Source organism: Acinetobacter modestus (assembly GCF_014636095.1).
GTDB lineage: Bacteria > Pseudomonadota > Gammaproteobacteria > Pseudomonadales > Moraxellaceae > Acinetobacter > Acinetobacter modestus.
Window position 1 is genome coordinate 13,620 of the sequence record NZ_BMDV01000010.1, and the last position, 19,699, is coordinate 33,318.

Here is a 19,699-nt window from a genome sequence, read left to right on the forward strand (position 1 = left end):
TCTAGTCTTGTTACTTATTTTTTCATATAAACTAAATAATAATCTGATTTGCATGACAAAAGTAGAGCTTTTGCTCTATTTTTTTATTGGTAGAATGATTTAATTCGATCAGTTTGATCTGTAATATAAAAATTTGCATTCATGGGCGATCACCTTAAAATGCAGCTATCTCTTCGCTATTTTGCATACTCATGATTCAATTTGACCAAGTTTCATTACGCCGTGGTGGGCGAGTTCTATTTCAAAAAGCATCGATGCAGCTTCACCCTGGCTGGAAAATTGGTCTTACTGGCGTGAATGGCGCAGGCAAATCAACACTATTTGCTGCTTTCTTAGGTGACTTGGTTGCAGATGAAGGGAATCTAACTCGTCCAGCAGTTTGGACTGTGGCACACATGGCTCAGGAAATTAAAGCCTTAGAAATGCCAGCAATTGATTTTGTTTTGTCTGGTGACGAAGAATATTGGGATATTCAAGAAAAATTAGCTCATCCAGATCACCTGAGTAATGATGATTTAGCCAAATTACATGGTCGATTTGATGAAATTCATGGTTATGCAGCACCGGCTAAAGCAGCGCAATTAATGGCAGGTTTAGGATTTCTTGATCATCAAATCCGTTTAAATGTCGAAAGCTTCTCTGGCGGCTGGCGGATGCGCTTAAATCTTGCGCGTACTTTAATGAGTCGTTCAGACTTACTGCTATTAGATGAACCAACGAACCATTTGGACTTAGACGCCATCTTATGGCTAGAAGATTGGCTTAAAGCCTATGAAGGAACACTGGTCCTGATTTCGCATGACCGTGATTTTCTCGATGCAATTACGGATCATATTCTTCATATTGAAAATCAAGAATTAACATTATATACAGGCAACTACTCTACCTTTGAAACGACACGTAGCGAACGCTTAGCACAACAACAACAAGCTTTTGAAAAGCAACAAGAAACGCGTGCCCATCTGCAAAAATTTATTGATCGCTTTAAAGCCAAAGCAACTAAGGCTCGCCAAGCGCAAAGCCGTATTAAACAATTGGAACGCATGCAACAACTTGCGCCTGCTCATGTCGATACGCCATTTACCTTTAGTTTCCGCGAACCCACGAAAATGAGTTCACCCTTGCTGAGTTTAGATGCAGCGACTATTGGTTATGGCGATAAAATGATTGCTGAAAAAATTCGTCTGCAAATTACTCCAAGTTCTCGTATTGGTTTACTAGGGATGAACGGCGCGGGTAAATCAACGCTGATCAAAACTTTGGTGGGTGATTTACCATTACTTGCTGGCGACCGTAAAGCCTCAGAATTACTCAATATTGGATATTTTGCTCAGCACCAGATGGATGCTTTAGATGCCAATGCCAGTCCAATGCTGCAATTGGCTCGTATAGCTGACAAAAAGATCAGTGAAGCCGCATTGCGTGCTTTTTTAGGTGGATTTGGCTTTAGTGGCGAACGTATGGATACGCCGTGTGAAAGTTTTTCAGGTGGCGAACGTGCTCGCTTAGCTTTGGCACTGATCGTATGGCAGCGCCCAAATGTTTTAATTCTAGATGAACCAACCAACCATTTAGACTTAGATATGCGTCATGCTTTAAGTATGGCTCTACAAGACTTCGATGGTGCCGTGGTCCTAGTTTCACATGAACGTCAACTGATCGCCAGTGTCTGTGATGATCTACTTTTAGTACATGCAGGAAAATGTACGGAGTTTGAGGGTGATTTACAAGACTATGCCAAGTGGTTACGTGAAGCGCGCCAACAGCTCATTAATTCACAGAATGCAGTACAGCAACAAACAGTAGCGTCTCAAAATACAGCAGCTAAAGTTGATAAAGAAGCTCAACGTAAAGAAGCCGCTCGTCGTCGTGAAATAACTCGTCCTATTCGAAAAAATATTGAGAAAGCTGAAACTCAAATTGAAAAGATTCAGCCACGCTTAGCTGAAATTGAAAATGCATTAGCAGACAGCACTCTGTACGAAGCTAATCATAAAGATGATTTGATTAAGCTAATGAATGAACAAACTGAGCTAAAATCTAAGCTGGAACAGTACGAAGAACAACTGTTAGAGTTGATGATGGAGCTTGAAGAGTTAGAAAGTTCTTTTGAAGTTTAAAAAATAAAAGCCTAATTCTCTTTTTGAGAATTAGGCTTTTTCTAATCATAGAAGAATAGATAACGACATTACGATTTGCTTAGATACTAAAAAATAATAAGAATACAGATAAAAGTGTCATGATTCTGCCAATCATTTCAGATAAGGTCTAAATTGGAATTTTCTCATAAAATTGAGCTTTAGGTTCAGGCTAGATATACTCAACCCTATCATTTTAAAGTTATTACTTTTAAATGCGCATCGAGAACTAAGTTCATTTTATATTTTTGTACCTCAATTTGGTGAGTACTCTATTTTGGATCATACAAACTGAATGAATTCTTTAGATTTTATTTTTAACTTTGAACATATTCTTCCCATTTTAATTCAAGAATATGGCTTATGGATTTATGCGATCCTATTTTTGATTATCTTTTCAGAAACCGCCTTTGTGTTTATGTTCTTTTTACCAGGCGATAGTCTTTTACTCACCGTAGGAGCTTTATGTTCAGTCATTGAGTTTATGCATCTCGGTTATATGATTAGCTTACTTTTTATAGCTGCGGCTTTAGGCTACATGGTGAATTATCACATTGGTCGTCATTTTGGTGACCGAATTTTTAATATGGAATCTCGATTTATCAAACAAGAATATCTAAAGAAAACTAATACATTTTTCTTAAAACATGGTGGGAAAACTATTCTATTGGCTCGTTTTATCCCATTTGCACGTTCTTTTGCACCTTTAGCCGCTGGCTCTAGTGCTATGAATTATACTCATTTCGTAATTTATAATATCTTAGGCGCGCTATTATGGATTAGTGTGCTTGTTACTGCTGGTTATTTATTTGGGCATGCACTCATTCAAGTCAGCGATTTAGTTGAAACCTAATCAACGGAATGTTCCACGTGGAACATTCATATAAGAAAAAGGCGATGCATCAAGCATCGCCTTTTTCTTATATACGAGAGAAATAATACAAACTAAATCTCCCATCAATTTAATTAAGCATCAATATCCGCATTCAGTGCATTTTCTTCGATGAAGGCACGACGTGGTTCTACATCATCACCCATCAAACAAGAGAACATACGATCTGCTTCAATTGCATCATCAATGGTCACTTGCAACATATTTCGGTTTTCAGGATCCATCGTCGTTTCCCAAAGCTGCTCGGCATTCATCTCACCCAAACCTTTATAGCGTTGGATCATCATGCCACGGCGCGAGTCTTGTAAAATATGTTGCCATACTTGATGGAAATTACTTACCTGAATACGACGCTCGCCTTTTTGCAGATAAGCTCCTTCTTCAAGTAACTTAAACCAGCTCTTCGAATTCTTCAATAAACGCGCATATTCAGCAGAATTTAACAGACCAGCATCGAGTAAATACGAATGCGGTAAGTTATGTACATAAACAGTGACACGTGGCCAATAATGTGCTGATTTCTCACCTTGTGCATTTTCACGTTCAAACGCTTCTAATGTAATCTCAGGGCGTAAGCTTGGTTGTAACTTTTCAATTGCAACACGTAATTGCTCAGCCCATGATTCAACATAGTCACGTTCATGATTGTGATCTGTTTTAAATGCATCAAGCTCAAGTAAACCATCCAACAAACTTGCGGGATAACGTTGAGTGAGGCGTTGTAAGCTCTTTTGCGACACTTGATAGTCAGCAATAACGCTCGCTAATGCTGCACCATTAATCGCTGGTGCTTCAGCGCTGACATGTAATGCAAGCTCATCAATCGCATTCGAAATCAAGTATGTTTCAAGTGCATCATTATCTTTGATGTATTGCTCTTGCTTACCTTTCTTCAACTTATACAATGGTGGCTGTGCAATATAAATATATCCACGCTCAACCAATTCTGGCATTTGACGGAAGAAGAAGGTCAATAACAAGGTACGAATATGTGAACCATCCACGTCCGCATCGGTCATGATAATGATTTTGTGATAACGCAATTTGTCTGGATTGTATTCTTCACGTCCAATCCCACAACCTAAAGCAGTGATGAGCGTACCAACTTCTTGACTTGAAATCATCTTGTCGAAACGCGCACGTTCAACGTTCAAGATTTTACCTTTTAACGGCAAAATCGCCTGCATTTTACGGTTACGACCTTGTTTAGCACTACCGCCCGCAGAGTCACCCTCGACTAGATACAATTCAGACAATGCTGGGTCTTTTTCCTGACAGTCTGCCAATTTACCCGGTAAACCAGCAATATCTAATGCACTCTTACGACGGGTCATTTCTCGTGCTTTACGCGCTGCATCACGTGCACGCGCCGCATCAATGATCTTACCTGCAATCGATTTCGCTGCTTGCGGATTTTCCAGTAAATAAGCAGAAAACTCTTTGTTCATGGCCTGCTCTACCGCAGGTTTTACTTCGCTCGAAACCAATTTTTCTTTGGTTTGTGAAGAGAATTTAGGATCAGGTACTTTCACTGAAATAATTGCAGTTAAACCTTCACGTGCATCATCACCAGTGACAGCAACCTTTTCTTTTTTCAATAAACTTTCATTTTCCATGTAGCTATTTAAGCCACGAGTCAATGCCGCACGGAAGCCTGCAAGGTGAGTACCACCATCTTTTTGCGGAATGTTATTGGTAAAGCAACGTACATTTTCCTGATAACTATCATTCCACTGCAACGCAACTTCAACCCCAATACCATTGTCAGCATCAACGGTAAAATGAAAAATATCATTCAAATGATGTTTGCCTTCGTTAATATATTTAACGAATTCAGATAAACCGCCTTCATAGTCATAAACATGCTCAAGATTGACACGCTCATCACGCAAAACGATTCGAACACCTGCATTCAAGAAAGATAGCTCTCTTAAACGACGTGCCAAAATATCGACACTAAAAATAGTTTGGCTAAACGTTAGCTCACTTGGCCAAAAACGAACCGTTGTACCCGATTTATCTGTTTCACCAATCACACGTAATGGATATTGTGAATCACCATGCTGATATTCTTGCTCGTGAATTTGTCCAGCACGATAAATTGTAAGTTGTAATTTTTTTGATAAAGCATTTACAACTGAAACGCCTACGCCGTGTAAACCGCCTGACACCTTATAGCTATTATCATCAAACTTACCACCCGCATGCAGAATGGTCAAAATCACTTCTGCCGCAGATATCCCCTCTTCTGGGTGAATATCTGTTGGAATACCACGACCATTATCGGATACGCTGACCGACTCATCCTCATGGATCGTGACTAAAATTTCATCACAATGCCCTGCTAAAGCTTCATCGATGGCATTATCCACCACCTCGAACACCATATGGTGTAAACCTGTACCGTCATCAGTGTCACCGATATACATACCAGGACGTTTACGAACCGCGTCTAATCCACGTAAAACTTTGATACTAGAGGAATCATAAGCTTTTTCATTTGATTGTTCTGTTTGAGAGACTGATTGAGACTCTGAACTCATGGTTACTCCCTAGTAAATATTAATCTATCCAAAAATGAGGAAATAAAATTATGGTGCAGCAAGACTGATTTGACCGTGAACAACGTGGAATAATTGAAAAGAAATCGACAAATCCTGTAAGTGTTTTAATACCGACGCATGGTCTAAGGTGGTCATAAAAACTTGACTTCCTAACTGACTCAATCGCTCAATTAACCGTTGTTGTGCGGTCTCATCTAACTCTGCTGTCAGATCATCTAATAATACCACAGTTTCCTTATTACTCGCATGTAGCATTGCAATTTGTGACAGTTTTAATGCCATGATTAACAACTTTTTTTGCCCACGAGAGAGCACATCATCCGCATTGCCAAAAGGTGTTTTTAAACGCAAATCAGCACGATGCGGACCATACTCAGTATAACGCCGATCCAGATCTTTTTGATGCTGCTGAACCAAGTCTTGCAATAGACCTTGCTCAGTATGAAAACCAGGATTGTATTCCAGTTCTATTTCAAGATTAGGTAGCAGTATTTTTAAATCTTCATGGAAAAATTGGTTCCATTGCTCAACAATACTAACCCGCTGTGAATGCAACATTTCACCATAATCACTCAGCATTTTATTCCAAGGCTCTAAATCAGCCAAAGTCAGATTACGCCGTGTTTTGAGTAAACTATTACGTTGTTTGAGTGCCCGAGAATAATACTGCCATGCAAAATAGAATTCAGGTTCCACGTGGAACATTAACCAGTCTAATAACTGTCGTCTTGGCTTTGCACCATGATCAATAATATCGGTACTTTGTGGATCGATATGCTGTAAAGGCAATAATTTTGCCAGTTGACCTTGAGTCGCAATGGTGTCGCCATTGACCTTAATCACCTGTTCGCCCGAAGCCAACTTCTGCATACCAATACGTTCAGTGGCAGATTGCGCAAAAACAATCGCATCCCCTGCTTCATATTGAATGTAATGTTTTGGAATATGGGTGCGAAATGAACGCCCTGTTGCCAGTAAATGAATAGCCTCTAGAACTGAAGTTTTTCCAGAACCATTTGCGCCGTAAAAAATATTAAACGGTTGCAACTCATGGAGTGCAACCGTCTTTAAATTACGTACACGTTCGATATTTAAACGCGTGATTTGCATGCTTTAAAACTCAAACATCAATCATCATTAAACTCGCATTGGCATCACGACATAGGTTTGATCAGGATGCGCTGGATCTTGAACAAGCACCGACTGATTGGCTTCACTCATGCTCATTTTCACGTCATCACCATCCAGCACACCAAGTACTTCAAGGATATATTGCGCATTAAATGACATTTCTAAAGGTGCATCTTGATATTGAATTGCAATATCTTCGACCGCCTCATCTTGTTCTGGGTTATTGGCACGCAACTGCAATGAATCTTGATTAAAATTCAAGAAAACACCACGAAGTTTTTCATTACTTAAAATGGCAACACGTTGTAAAGATTGCTTAAAGACATCATGAGCAATAGAGACATGCTTATCACCATTTTTAGGAATCACACGGCGATAATCAGGGAACTTTCCATCGATTAACTTAGTGGTGAAACGCACGGTAATATCGCCCTGCTCTTTATCACGGCTTGGCGTATTGATGGTGACATTCAACAATTCACGTCCAATCAACAGGGTCAACTGTTCATCTTCAATACTCAGTAAACGTTGTAACTCTCCAACTGCTTTACGAGGTACGATCGCTTGAATCGGTGCAGATGCAGTTGATGAAGCAGCAACTTCACACAAAGCTAAACGATGACCATCTGTTGTTACTGTACGCAATTGATTTTGATCAATTTCCAACAAAGTACCGGTTAAGTAAAAACGTACATCTTGAACTGCCATCGCAAAGGCTGTTTTTTCAAATAAACGTTTTAATTCACGCTGAGTAACTTGAACCTGAGTACCTTGACTATTGTCAGTCGTGAGTAATGGATAATCTTCTGCTGGAAGGGTACCCAATACGAAACGGCTATTTCCCGATTTTAAAATACAGCGCTGGTCTTCTGTAATTTGTAAGTCAATCAAGGCTGCTGTCGGAAGGGATTTACAAATTTCGACGAGTTTACGTGCAGGAACTGTTGTTTCACCTGCTTCTAAACAAGCACCTTCAGATAAAGTCGTGCTTGCGACTAATTCAACTTCTAAATCAGAACCCGTAATCGTTAAGGCCTGTTGAGTGGTTTGAATTTTGACATTTGAAAGAATATTCAAGGTATGGCGACGTTCAACCGCTCCCACCACATGTGATAAAACATTGACTAAACTTTCTTTAGCGATTTTCAAACGCACGATTTTATTCCTCTTACAACAGAAGCTGATATGAATGTTAGCAGTGTACTATGCTGCACTTAAAAGTAGTTTGCAACTCTGAAAAATAGATTAACTTTGTAACAGTCGAAGTAAGTTTTTATAATCTTCATTAAAAATTGGATCTTGTTCTCGCAAGCTGACCACTTTTTCGCAGGCATGCATCACGGTACTATGATCACGGCCACCAAATGCCATTCCAATCTCAGGAAAACTATCCCCTGTCAGCTCTCGGGCTAGCCCCATCGCTAATTGGCGTGGACGTGCATAAATACGGGTACGCTTAGGTCCAATTAATTCTTTTAATGGGATACGGAAATATTCACTGACGACACGCTGAATATTTTCCACACTAATGGTGCGTGCACGAATCGCTAAAACATCTTTTAATGACTCACGCACCACATCCAAATCAATCGCAGTGCCTTTAAAACGTGAAATAGCCACCACCTTATTGAGGGCACCTTCAAGTTCACGAACGTTTGCGACCACTTGTTGTGCAATGAATAAAGCACAATTTCGTGGCAAATCTACCCCACTATTTTCAGCTTTTTTTAGCAAAATTTCGATACGGGTTTCAATATCTGGTGGCTCAACACCAACAGATAATCCCCAAGAGAATCGGGAAACCAAACGCGGATCCAGTTCCGTGAGTTCTTTTGGATAACGATCTGAAGTTAAAATAATTTGTTTAGATTCGTCTAATAAGGCGTTGAATGTATAAAAGAATTCAACAAGACTTGCTTCTTTACCAGCAAGCAAATGAATATCATCAACCAACAATAAATCTAAAGAACGACAATTTTTCTTAAACTCTTCAACCTTACCTTTCTGCAATGAACTGACAAAGTCTTGTACAAAACTTTCCGAGGTCATATACATGACACGCGCATTGGGTTTGGCTTGTAAAAGTGCGTTCCCTACGGCTTGCATCAAGTGTGTTTTACCCAAACCTGTTGGACCATATAAAAATAGAGGATTATGCTGAGATGCGCCTAATTGGGTTAATACCTTACGGCAAGTCTCAGCAGCCATTTGGTTAGAACGGCCTTCAACAAATAAAGAGAATGTAAATAATGGGTTGAGTTGTCTTTTCTTTGGTATTTTCGTGACATTTTGACTTGGTTGCACCAAATCAGTTTCTTTCTTAGCTTTAATAGGAACAGTTGGAATGGTTGGGGTGTTACTTAAAGCAGCAGTCGTGGTTGCAGGTTGCTCATGAGAAGACAAAATAGTACCTGGACGCGAATCAACCAAGATTTCAACCTGACGTACTCGACCTTCCGATAATTGCTCAGCAAGAATTGAAATTAGCTCTAAATGGTTGTCTTGAATATAACGTGTCCAATATGGATTAGGTGCATATAAACGCATCACCCCGTCAACTTCTTCAGCAACCAAAGGACGAATCCACATCGCAAAGACGTTGTCAGAGAGCTCTTGTCGCAAGCGAGTTAAGCAGTCTGTCCAGAGCATGTGCATCCCCTAATATCCATTTTAAATTCAAAAATAAAGAAACCACCAATCCCATCTTTCGAAGGGGTCGCCATTCTAACCAAGTTATCCACATCTGTCAGGCAAATTTATGAGACTTTTGCCGAAAAAGAAAGCATTTGATTATAAATTTAAATTTAAAACCACTTGTGCATAACTTTTTGCACAAGCTGTGGATAGTTTTAGTGTTAAAGTTATCCACAAATAATAAAAGTGATAAAAACATGGTTATCCACAAATCAACAACATGTTTTTTATATAAAAATGATCACTTTCCACAGAATAAATCCACACTAATAAGAATAAATTTAAATTTTAAAATTTGAATTTATTTATAAATCGGCACTTCTATGTGGATAACTGAGCATATCGAAATTTAAATTCAAAATCTAAGAATTAAATTTAAATTATTTATGAAGTTGTAGATAAGCCTGTCTATAAGATGTGAATATAGATGAATTGATAGTAATTTTAAAGAGATAGCTTGTGTATAGTTTTCGTTTTCAATTTTAACTGAGTAATCATCTAAGTTTTAGTTGCTCAAATTAGAGAAACAAAATGTAAAGTTTTTGATTTTCCATTGACAGCGTAAACATTGCGCAATAAAATCGCGGACCTTTATAGAAAGATCATTTTGGAGTTTCGAAATGAAACGTACTTTCCAACCATCTGAATTAAAGCGTAAACGCGTTCATGGTTTCCGCGCTCGTATGGCTACTAAAGCAGGTCGTCAAGTTTTAGCTCGTCGTCGTGCAAAAGGTCGTCACAGCTTAACTGTTTAATACTGTTAAGCCGACCAGACTTGGGTGATGGCACTTTACAGTTTCGGCACTGAATCTCGTATTCGATGTGCTGCTGATTATAAAAGTGTATTTGATGGTGCGCTTTTTAAAGTGCATCAGCCCCATTTCCTTTTTTTAGCAAAATTAACCGAACAGCCGAATAGCCGTTTGGGTATTGTCGTTGCTAAAAAGAAAGTGCGTCGTGCACATGAGCGAAATCGAATAAAACGTCTTGCTCGAGAGAGTTTCCGTTTACATCAAGCGCAATTTAATGCTGATATCGATATTGTGGTGATGCCTAAAGTGGGTATAGAAGCAATCGCAAATCAAGAATTACATCAACAATTAGATTTTGCTTGGCAAAAATTACAACGTTTAGCAAAGAAGCATTCCAAAGTCGTTGTGACATCCCTCCAAAATTAGAGATCTCCAATGGTACGTTTACTGCATTGGTTGATAAGATGTTACCAAATCGCAATTAGTCCATTATTGGGTCCTCGTTGTCGTTATATTCCTACATGCTCACAATATGCAATTGAAGCATTGCAGACACATGGTGCAGTAAAGGGCGTATGGCTTTCGACTAAGCGAATTTGCCGTTGTCATCCTTGGGGTGGTTCGGGCTATGATCCAGTCCCACGCAAAGCACTTCGTTTTATTTCGTTTCATCAAATAGATTCTCAAATGCATCACGTTGCTGTACCCTTTCGTGATCGTTTATTCAAGCAAAATCTCTCTAACCATTTGGGATAATAGATATGCAACAATGGGCCAGATTTGCAATTCTTGGAGCCATGTTTGTTACCGCATATTTGCTTATTTTGGCTTGGCAAAAAGATTATGGTCATGCTGCACCAGCGCCGCAACAACAAGCGGCTGTTGTAAGTACGCATGAAGTATCTGCAGATTTGCCAAACGCTCAAAATGCAACAGCGGCTTCAGACTTGCCACAAGCAAATGTGACTGCATCACAAGCCACAGAACATAATACATCTGTGAGTCAGCAACTGATTTCAGTACAAACTGATCTTTATCATCTGTGGATCAATCCAAAAGGTGGTGATATTGTCCGTATTGAATTGTTAAGCCATGATGAAAGCAAAGACAGCGATAAACCATTTGTCATGCTGGAAAGTGATGCGAAACGTACCTACGTCGCTCAATCGGGGTTAATTGGTTTAAATGGACCAGATAGCAGCCGTGGCGGCCGTCCAATGTATGATGTTGAGAAAACAGCATATACCTTGGCAGATGCGAAAAGTGTAGCGTCGAAAGATGGTAAAACACATCAAGTGTTGACTGTGCCGTTGGTATTTAAAACACCTGAAGGTGTGGAAGTGATCAAATCTTTCACCTTCACGCAAGGCGATTACCCAATTACCGTTAAACATCAAGTCATTAACCGTAGTCAGCAAAACTGGCAAGGTCAAATGTTTGGTCAGTTAAAGCGTGATAATTCGGATGATCCAGGCAAGTCTTCACAAGGTATTTTCACCTTAGGTACTTATCTTGGTGGCGCTTGGGGTACACCAGAAGCGCATTATAACAAATTAAAATTTGCCAATTTTAATGACGAAAAATTAAATGTTGAAGCCAAAGGCGGCTGGGTTGCCATGGTTCAGCATTATTTTGTCAGTGCTTGGATTCCTGGGAATTTAAAACTGACTCAGGCTGATGGTCAGCCTTATGCTGCGAAATTAGAATCACGTCAGTCTAATGATAAAATGAATATCATGGGCTTTACTTCTCCTGTGATCAATGTCCCTGCGGGTACTTCAATGGAAGTAGACGCAAAATTGTATGCTGGTCCAAAAGTTCAATCTGAACTTAAAGATTTAGCTGCTGGTCTAAACCAAACGGTAGACTATGGTTGGTTATGGCCGATCGCTAAATTATTGTTCCTCGGTCTACAATTCTTCCATAATCTTGTTGGTAACTGGGGATGGTCAATTATTTTATTGACGATCATGGTAAAAGCGATTTTATGGCCACTTTCTTCAAAAAGTTATCGTTCGATGGCGAAAATGCGTGTAATTGCACCAGAAATGCAACGCATGAAAGAAGAATTTGGTGAAGACCGCATGCGTTTCTCACAAGAAATGATGGCCTTATACAAGCGCGAACAAGTTAATCCATTGTCTGGTTGCTTGCCATTGTTGTTGCAAATGCCGATTTTCTTAGCCTTGTATTGGGTATTGATGGAATCCGTTGAACTTCGTCATGCACCGTGGTTAGGTTGGATTCAAGATTTATCTGCGATGGATCCATGGTTTATCTTGCCGTTGATCATGGGTGTGACCATGTTCGTTCAGCAAATGTTGAATCCTCAACCAACTGATCCAATGCAAGCTAAAGTATTCCGTATCATGCCAATCATGTTTACGGTATTCATGTTGTTCTTCCCTGCTGGCCTCGTGCTTTACTGGATCGTCAACAATAGTATTACCATTTTACAACAATGGTTTATTAACAAAGGTGTCGAAAAAGACCGTCTCAACAAGGTTGAGCCGAACGCTTAAGTTCGAACTTTTACTGAATAAATCCGCTTAAGATGGTAATCTTAGGCGGATTTTTCTTTGTCTGTATTTAGGGTTCCTGTTTCATAACCCTCGTGTTTTTTAGGTGAATTTAACATGCAACATCAAACCACAATTGCTGCGATTGCTACCCCATTAGGTCGTGGTGGTGTGGGCGTGATTCGACTTTCTGGCCCTAAAGCTTATGCCATTGCTGAACAGTTGACCCAGAAAAGTCTTCCTGCTGCGCGTATGGCAGGTTTCCGTCAGTTTTGTGATGCTGATGGCTCAGTGATGGATGAAGGGATTGTATTATGTTTTCCAAACCCTCATTCGTTTACGGGTGAAGATGTGGTGGAGCTACAAGGTCATGGTGGCCCAGTCATTCAAAATGCTTTGCTGGCACGTTTGCTCGATTTGGGTGCGACTGCTGCAAAAGCGGGTGAATTTTCCATGCGTGCCTTTGAAAATGGCAAAATGGATTTAGTACAAGCGGAAGCGATTGCCGATTTGATTGATGCCACTTCACAGGCGGCAGCACGTTCTGCCGTTCGCTCTTTGCAAGGTGTATTTTCAACCAAAATTAATACAGTTTTAGAAAAACTAATTCACTTGCGTTTGCATGTTGAAGCGGCGATTGATTTCCCTGAAGAAGAAATTGATTTCCTTGCTGATGGCAAGATTCTGGCTTTGTTGGATGAGGTACAGGACTCGGTTCAAGCGGTACAGCAGTCTGCTCGTCAAGGACAGCTATTACGTGAAGGTTTACAGGTGGTGATTGCGGGTAAACCCAATGCGGGTAAATCGAGCCTGTTAAACGCACTGGCTGGGCATGAACGTGCGATTGTGACGGATATTGCAGGAACCACCCGAGATGTGCTGCATGAAAAGATTAGTTTAAATGGTTTGCCGATTACCCTAACCGATACCGCTGGCCTACGTGAAACAGGCGATATCGTCGAGCAAGAAGGGATTCGTCGTGCAATCAAGGAAATCGAACAAGCCGATTTATTGCTGTTGGTGTATGACTTGAATCAAGGTGATGAGCCATTGCAATTGGCGCATGAATATTTTTCAGAGCATCTTGAGCCAAAACGGTTGCTATTGATTGGTAATAAATGCGATTTAACGGGGCAAGATGCCACATTAAGTGATTATCAAGGCTTTCGTCATATCAGTGTCTCCGCAAAACAAGATATGGGTGTTCATGCGCTCATAGAGGCGATTACAGCGCATGCGGGCTTCCAACCTGAGGAAGACACCTTTATCGCCCGAACACGTCATTTAGATGCAATGAAGCGTACTCAGCGCTATCTTGCAGAAGCACGTGAGCAGTTAGTTGTGTTTAATGCAGGTGAACTTGTAGCTGAATCATTGCGACTGGCTCAAAATGCGTTGGGCGAAATCACGGGTGATTTCAGTGCCGATGATTTACTCGGAAAGATTTTTGGTTCGTTCTGTATTGGAAAGTAATTTTTTAAGAGTTTAAAATTTTATATAGGCATTAAGAATATCTTCTTAGTGCTTTTTTTGTGGAATTTATTGTGTATTTTATGCCAAATAAAGAATTAATTTTTTAGATTAATAAAAATTATTAATTTGTTTCATACTTTTGCTTATATAATTTTAGTTTATCTTGTGAATATAAATTAATATATTTTAAAATTAGTGATGAGAAACTGATTAAATTCTAGAATGAATATTAGGTTATATACCGTGAACTATTTTATTTTGGCTGTATTTTTTTGTATGTTTTCGACATTTATTTATGCGAAAACAGAGATTTATCAATGTAAAGAGAATGGATCTGTTATATTCCAATCTAAACCTTGCAAAGGTACAGGTCAGACTGTAGCTGATAAGGTCAAAGAACAACAACAAGCAAAAGAACGTAAACTTGCTGAAATTCAGGAAAAAGAAAAACTTTTACAAGAGAGATTAAAGCATCAGCCGAAAAAAGAAGTCGGTTTTAAAGCAACTATCATAAATTTTAAGAATAAAATGATTCGTTATTGGCATGCTTTAAAGAAGAAATTTTCAATTGATTCCTAAAATATTGAATATAAATCTTTAGATTTAAAAAAACAGCCTAAATAATAGAAATTATTTAGGCTGTTTTTTTTATGTTTAAACGCCTTGCATTTCTTGCTCTTCAGAGTCTTCTTTCAGCATATTTAAAGAAGTTGCTGCACTAGCAGGAACTCCTTCTTGACGAGTACTTTTCAGCTTGATTTGTAAGCGTAACTCATTCAATGAGTCAGCATTACGTAACGCTTCATCATAACTAATTGCGCCTTCGTTATATAAATCAAATAAGGCCTGATCAAAAGTTTGCATACCTAATTCACGAGACTTGGTCATAATTTCTTTAAGATTATGAAATTGACCTTTTAAGATATTTTCTGCAATTAATGGTGTATTCAGTAGAATCTCTACGGCTGCACGACGACCTTGACCATCTTGAGTACGGACCAAACGTTGAGAAATAATCGCTTTCATATTAGATGAAAGATCCATCAGCAATTGATTACGGCGTTCATCTGGAAAGAAGTTCATGATCCGATCTAAAGCTTGGTTGGCGTTGTTGGCATGTAAAGTTCCTAAACATAAATGCCCAGTTTCAGCAAAAGCAATCGCATGTTCCATGGTTTCAGTATCACGGATTTCGCCAATCAAAATGACATCAGGTGCCTGACGCAATGTATTTTTTAAGGCATGGTGCCAAGTATGGCAATCTACACCTACTTCTCGGTGAGTAATCATTGATTTTTTATGTTTATGGACATATTCGACTGGATCTTCGACCGTAATAATATGCCCTGCTGAGTTTTCATTACGATGGTCAATCATGGCTGCCAATGACGTAGATTTACCTGATCCCGTACTTCCAACTACCAATATTAGGCCGCGCTTTTCCATCATGACATTTTTCAAAGATTCTGGGAGTTTGAGCTTTTGGAAGGTGGGTATTTCTGACGTAATAGTTCGGATGACCATGCCGATTTGTAGTTGTTGCTTAAATACATTTACACGAAAGCGTGATACTTCTGGAATGTTAATTGCGAAATTACATTCCCATTCATTTTCAAATTCTTGGCGTTGTTTTTCGTTCATTAAGCTATATGCAAATAGCTTAGTTTTTTCTGGGGTTAAAATTTGCTGACCTAAAGGACGCATTAAACCTTGGAGTTTAATACTCGGTGGAAAATCTGCTGTAATGAATAAATCTGAGCCGCCATATTCAACCACTTTGGTCAACATATGAAACATAAACGTTTTGGCTTCTTCTAATAATTCCGCGTTATACATGGATGTACCTAAATTTTAAGACAAGACTAGATTGAGTCAGATAGTGTGAAGTTAAAACTAATCATGCAAAGGAAAACATATCCTTGTTTCTTTAAAATGAAGTTTCAAAAGTTCTGTAAGTCATTTCATGGCTTTTCATTCACGCTGAATGAGATTACAAAAGTTGCCTTGCTGATTGTGATTGGATTATTCCAAAAATAAACCAATCGATCTAGTTTGATTTCTATTTATTATATGAATATCAATACAATGTGAGAATTTTTGTCATTTTTTTACCAAAACGAGCTTTTTTATCTGTGATTTGAAACTACTTTTAAAAAAACGGATGTTCCACGTGAAACGTGACGATGATTGGTTGGCTTTTGGTTGTGACTGAGTAAGCTGTGCAATTTATGAGGATAAGCCTGATTAAAATAGCGCTAATTTTGAGTTGAGTATGAGATATGTTAAAAAAAATCGCTTTATTTTCATTGTTGAGTTGCACGTCTGCAATGATTTTTGCAAATGTAGAAACCTTAAAAAATAATTTAAATCAGCAATATCCCAATATTCATGTTAGCAATATTCAAGCAACAGAAATGACAGGACTATACAGTGCAAATTTAGATAATCAGATTATTTATTTGGATGAAAATGCCCAATATATGTTTATTGGTTCGATGGTTCGTTTAAAAGATCAAAAGAATCTGACCAAGGACTTGGTTCTAAAGCAAAATTCAATTGACTGGAAACAATTACCTTTAAAAGATGCAATAAAAACGGTAAAGGGCTATGGTAAACAGCAGCTCGCTATTTTTTCAGATCCAAATTGCCCCTATTGTAAGAAATTAGAAGCTGAACTGGATAAGCTCAATGATGTCACCATTTATACGTTTATCTATCCATTAAAAGCACAATCGATTACCGTCTCAAAATCGATTTGGTGTGATCCTAACCAAGCTTACGCGTGGAAAAACTTATTGCAGAAGAATATACAGCCTAAAGAAAAAAACTGTGCTAATCCGATTGATCGCAATCTAGAATTAGGGAAAAAATTAGGTATAGAAGGAACACCGACGCTGATATTCGGGAATGGTCTGAAAATGGTTGGCGGGCGGAGTGCTGAAGACATTCGGATGATTTGGAAAGAACTCGGTTTATAAATAAAAATGCCCAATGCATTGTAATAAAATGATTTGGGCATTTTTAATTTATTTTGTTCTAACTTTTCTTGGTGACCAAGTTGTAGATAAATAAAATAATAATGGCACCAATGACCGATGCGATAAAGCCAGCCGCTGAGTTTTCACCATATAATCCAAGTAAGCGGCCACCGTAGGTTGCTAATAATGAACCTGCAATCCCTAATAAGGTGGTAACAATAAATCCTGCTTTATCTTCACCAGGATGCAATGCACGGGCAATTAAACCTGCAAAAAAACCGACCACAATCGCTACAATGAGAGACCACATCACCTTTTCTCCTTGTTTTACCATAGTATTTGTTTGTTACTATCCTGCTAGATTTAGCCTAACTCTGTCTGTAGTGGATTACTGAGTTATGTCGTATTTTTGTGCAATCTTTATCGTGCTTTGATTAACAAGCTAGAATAAAAAAGGCGCTTTAAAGCGCCTTTCATAATTGATCAAAGACCGATTTCACCAATAAATGGTAAGTGACGATACTTTTGATCGAAATCTAAACCGTAACCGACAATAAAGCGATCTTCGACTTCAAAACCTAAGAATTTTACTTCTAAATCAATCTCACGGCGTGAAGGTTTGCTCACCAAAGTACAAAGTTCAATTGAGTTTGGATTACGTGTTTTGAGCATTTCAACGACTTTGCTCAAGGTATTCCCTGAATCAATAATATCTTCAACAACAAGAACATCTTTACCGTGAATCTCACCATCAAGATCTTTTAAAATTTTGACATCTCGGGTTGAAACTGTCCCACCACCATAACTAGAAACAGTCATAAAATCGAGTTCATGTGGTTTTTCGATTGAACGGCATAAATCTGCCATAAAAATGACTGAGCCACGCAATAAACCAATCAATACCAGTTCTTTATCACTTTGAGCATAGTGTGCATTGATTTTGTCACCAAGTTCTTTGACTTTGGCTTGAATCTCTTCACTTGAAATCATAATGCGCATTGCAATGGTCATCGGTAGATTCCTAAAATTAAAAACGGGAAAATAAAAAAGGTGTTGACCTGCAACACCTCGAAATCTTGAGCTAATACGACAATTTTAAAACAAAATCAGATTTCATGCACCTTTTGATGATGAAGAAAATGTTTCATTTTGAGCAGATGCACTGTCACGTTTCAATAGCACTGCAGATCCAATAGCCAACAATAAAAATCCAAACTTTTGTTTGTTTAAAATTTTAGTTTTGACTATAGGCCTTTTGTCCATAGATATAGGTTGCCTCGACATTTCGATCATCCCCCATGGTAAATAATGCAAATAGACTATCTTCAAGTGATTTGGCACGAGACTGACGTAATTGTTGCAATGCTGTTGGCTGGAGATTTAACACCACAAAATCAGCTTCTTTACCCACATTGAAGTTACCTAGCTTGTCATCGAGATCCAAGGCTTTTGCACCACCTAAGGTCGCATGATACAGCGATTCGTAAGCTGATAATTTGTCACCCTGAAGCTGTTGAACTTTGTAAGCCTCATTGACCGTTTGTAATAAACTGAAAGAGGTTCCTGCCCCAACGTCAGTTCCCAATCCAACTTTAACTTGCTGCTGCCATGTTTTGTTCAGCGGAAATAAACCACTACCCAAGAATAAATTTGAGGTTGGACAAAACGCAATTGCGGAGTCAGTCTCATGCATAAATTGCCATTCAGCATCTTCTAAATGAACGCAGTGAGCAAATACAGAACGCTGACCCGTTAAGCCATAATGATGATAGACATCTAAATAACCCTTTTGTGCTGGGAATAAATCTTTAACCCATGCAATTTCATCTTTATTTTCGCTTAGATGAGTATGTACATAAACATCAGGATGTTCAGCTTTGAGTTGTCCTGCTCTTTCAAGTTGTTTAGGTGTAGAGGTTGGAGCAAAGCGTGGTGTAATGGCATATAACGCACGACCTTGATCATGCCACTTTTCAATCAGTGCCTTAGAGTCGTCATAGCTGCTGTCTACGCTATCACATAGGGCTTCAGGAGCATGACGATCCATCATGACTTTACCTGCAATTAGACGCATCTGATGCTGTTCTGCGGCTTCAAATAAAGCATCTACTGATTCAGGATGAACCGTACAAAATACTAGTGCAGTGGTTGTGCCATTTTTAAGCAGTTCATTCACAAAAAACTTGGCAATCTCGCTCGCATAAGCTTTGTCTTTAAACTGGATTTCAGTTGGGAACGTATAAGTGTTTAACCAGCTCAAAAGTTGTTCGCCGTAAGCACCGACCATTTCTGTTTGTGGAAAGTGAATATGCGTATCGATCATACCTGGGATGATCAATTGTTCTGGATAATGCTGAATATCAACGTTTGCAGGAAGATGGTCTTGAGCATCTTCCCATGTCCCAAACCAGCGAATTTTGCCTTGTTCCGTGATGAGGACACCATCTTCGAGATAACGGACTTGATCTGCAATTTGATTTGCTTGAGCAACAGTTTTTTTAATATCTAAGAAGCGACCACGAATAACAGTGATGGGAGTAGCCAAAGTCATAACAACC

General features: G+C 38.9%; 17 protein-coding genes. 9 read left to right on the top strand and 8 right to left on the bottom strand.

What is annotated here, in order from left to right; genetic code table 11:
- Nucleotides 1-191 precede the first annotated feature (191 nt).
- Nucleotides 192-2,120 (top strand): ATP-binding cassette domain-containing protein, encoded by a 1,929-nt coding sequence (locus tag IEV17_RS15880; protein ID WP_004660565.1) that lies wholly within the window; start codon nucleotides 192-194, stop codon nucleotides 2,118-2,120.
- A 313-nt stretch (nucleotides 2,121-2,433) separates the two neighbouring features.
- Nucleotides 2,434-2,991: a VTT domain-containing protein gene (locus IEV17_RS15885; protein WP_004660563.1), complete on the top strand. Its 558-nt coding sequence runs from the start codon at nucleotides 2,434-2,436 to the stop codon at nucleotides 2,989-2,991.
- 113 nt (nucleotides 2,992-3,104) lie between these two features.
- Here the strand turns inward: IEV17_RS15885 and gyrB are convergent, their stop codons facing one another.
- From gyrB to dnaA, 4 genes are all read right to left on the bottom strand, one after another.
- On the bottom strand, nucleotides 3,105-5,573 hold the full coding sequence (gene gyrB / locus IEV17_RS15890) for a DNA topoisomerase (ATP-hydrolyzing) subunit B (protein ID WP_004660561.1): 2,469 nt from the start codon (nucleotides 5,571-5,573) through the stop codon (nucleotides 3,105-3,107).
- A gap of 48 nt (nucleotides 5,574-5,621) precedes the next feature.
- A complete protein-coding gene (gene recF, locus IEV17_RS15895) occupies nucleotides 5,622-6,704 on the bottom strand; it encodes a DNA replication/repair protein RecF (protein ID WP_004660558.1) in 1,083 nt (360 codons plus the stop codon).
- Between the two features lie 27 nt (nucleotides 6,705-6,731).
- Nucleotides 6,732-7,880 carry a DNA polymerase III subunit beta gene (gene dnaN / locus IEV17_RS15900; RefSeq protein WP_004660556.1) on the bottom strand — a complete coding sequence of 383 codons (1,149 nt, stop codon included), beginning with the start codon at nucleotides 7,878-7,880 and terminating at the stop codon, nucleotides 6,732-6,734.
- A gap of 90 nt (nucleotides 7,881-7,970) precedes the next feature.
- The gene (gene dnaA, locus IEV17_RS15905) at nucleotides 7,971-9,374 is read right to left on the bottom strand and encodes a chromosomal replication initiator protein DnaA (protein WP_004660554.1); all 1,404 of its coding nucleotides are present in this window, start codon (nucleotides 9,372-9,374) and stop codon (nucleotides 7,971-7,973) included.
- Between the two features lie 665 nt (nucleotides 9,375-10,039).
- Here dnaA and rpmH point away from each other — a divergent pair.
- The 6 genes from rpmH (at nucleotide 10,040) to IEV17_RS15935 (ending at nucleotide 14,742) form a co-directional block, all read left to right on the top strand.
- On the top strand, nucleotides 10,040-10,174 hold the full coding sequence (gene rpmH / locus IEV17_RS15910) for a 50S ribosomal protein L34 (protein WP_000831329.1): 135 nt from the start codon (nucleotides 10,040-10,042) through the stop codon (nucleotides 10,172-10,174).
- 27 nt (nucleotides 10,175-10,201) lie between these two features.
- Nucleotides 10,202-10,597: a ribonuclease P protein component gene (gene rnpA / locus IEV17_RS15915; RefSeq protein ID WP_004660552.1), complete on the top strand. Its 396-nt coding sequence runs from the start codon at nucleotides 10,202-10,204 to the stop codon at nucleotides 10,595-10,597.
- Nucleotides 10,598-10,606: 9 nt separating this feature from the next.
- Nucleotides 10,607-10,927, top strand: a complete 321-nt coding sequence (yidD, locus tag IEV17_RS15920; protein WP_004660550.1) for a membrane protein insertion efficiency factor YidD — start codon at nucleotides 10,607-10,609, stop codon at nucleotides 10,925-10,927.
- Nucleotides 10,928-10,932: 5 nt separating this feature from the next.
- Nucleotides 10,933-12,693 carry a membrane protein insertase YidC gene (gene yidC / locus IEV17_RS15925; protein ID WP_004660548.1) on the top strand — a complete coding sequence of 587 codons (1,761 nt, stop codon included), beginning with the start codon at nucleotides 10,933-10,935 and terminating at the stop codon, nucleotides 12,691-12,693.
- Nucleotides 12,694-12,807: 114 nt separating this feature from the next.
- Nucleotides 12,808-14,163, top strand: coding sequence for a tRNA uridine-5-carboxymethylaminomethyl(34) synthesis GTPase MnmE (gene mnmE / locus IEV17_RS15930; protein ID WP_004660545.1), 1,356 nt, complete (start codon nucleotides 12,808-12,810; stop codon nucleotides 14,161-14,163).
- 243 nt (nucleotides 14,164-14,406) lie between these two features.
- Nucleotides 14,407-14,742 (top strand): hypothetical protein, encoded by a 336-nt coding sequence (locus tag IEV17_RS15935; protein ID WP_004660542.1) that lies wholly within the window; start codon nucleotides 14,407-14,409, stop codon nucleotides 14,740-14,742.
- Nucleotides 14,743-14,817: 75 nt separating this feature from the next.
- Here the strand turns inward: IEV17_RS15935 and IEV17_RS15940 are convergent, their stop codons facing one another.
- The gene (locus IEV17_RS15940) at nucleotides 14,818-15,999 is read right to left on the bottom strand and encodes a PilT/PilU family type 4a pilus ATPase (protein ID WP_004660540.1); all 1,182 of its coding nucleotides are present in this window, start codon (nucleotides 15,997-15,999) and stop codon (nucleotides 14,818-14,820) included.
- Between the two features lie 443 nt (nucleotides 16,000-16,442).
- Here IEV17_RS15940 and IEV17_RS15945 point away from each other — a divergent pair, with 443 nt between their 5' ends.
- Nucleotides 16,443-17,141, top strand: a complete 699-nt coding sequence (locus IEV17_RS15945) for a DsbC family protein (protein ID WP_004660538.1) — start codon at nucleotides 16,443-16,445, stop codon at nucleotides 17,139-17,141.
- 58 nt (nucleotides 17,142-17,199) lie between these two features.
- On the opposite strand, the gene IEV17_RS15950 is transcribed toward IEV17_RS15945, so the two are convergent.
- From IEV17_RS15950 to guaD, 3 genes are all read right to left on the bottom strand, one after another.
- Nucleotides 17,200-17,451 carry a GlsB/YeaQ/YmgE family stress response membrane protein gene (locus IEV17_RS15950; RefSeq protein WP_004660536.1) on the bottom strand — a complete coding sequence of 84 codons (252 nt, stop codon included), beginning with the start codon at nucleotides 17,449-17,451 and terminating at the stop codon, nucleotides 17,200-17,202.
- A 173-nt stretch (nucleotides 17,452-17,624) separates the two neighbouring features.
- The gene (gene hpt / locus IEV17_RS15955; protein WP_004660534.1) at nucleotides 17,625-18,152 is read right to left on the bottom strand and encodes a hypoxanthine phosphoribosyltransferase; all 528 of its coding nucleotides are present in this window, start codon (nucleotides 18,150-18,152) and stop codon (nucleotides 17,625-17,627) included.
- A gap of 223 nt (nucleotides 18,153-18,375) precedes the next feature.
- On the bottom strand, nucleotides 18,376-19,692 hold the full coding sequence (gene guaD / locus IEV17_RS15960) for a guanine deaminase (protein ID WP_004660530.1): 1,317 nt from the start codon (nucleotides 19,690-19,692) through the stop codon (nucleotides 18,376-18,378).
- Between the last annotated feature and the right edge of the window lie 7 nt (nucleotides 19,693-19,699).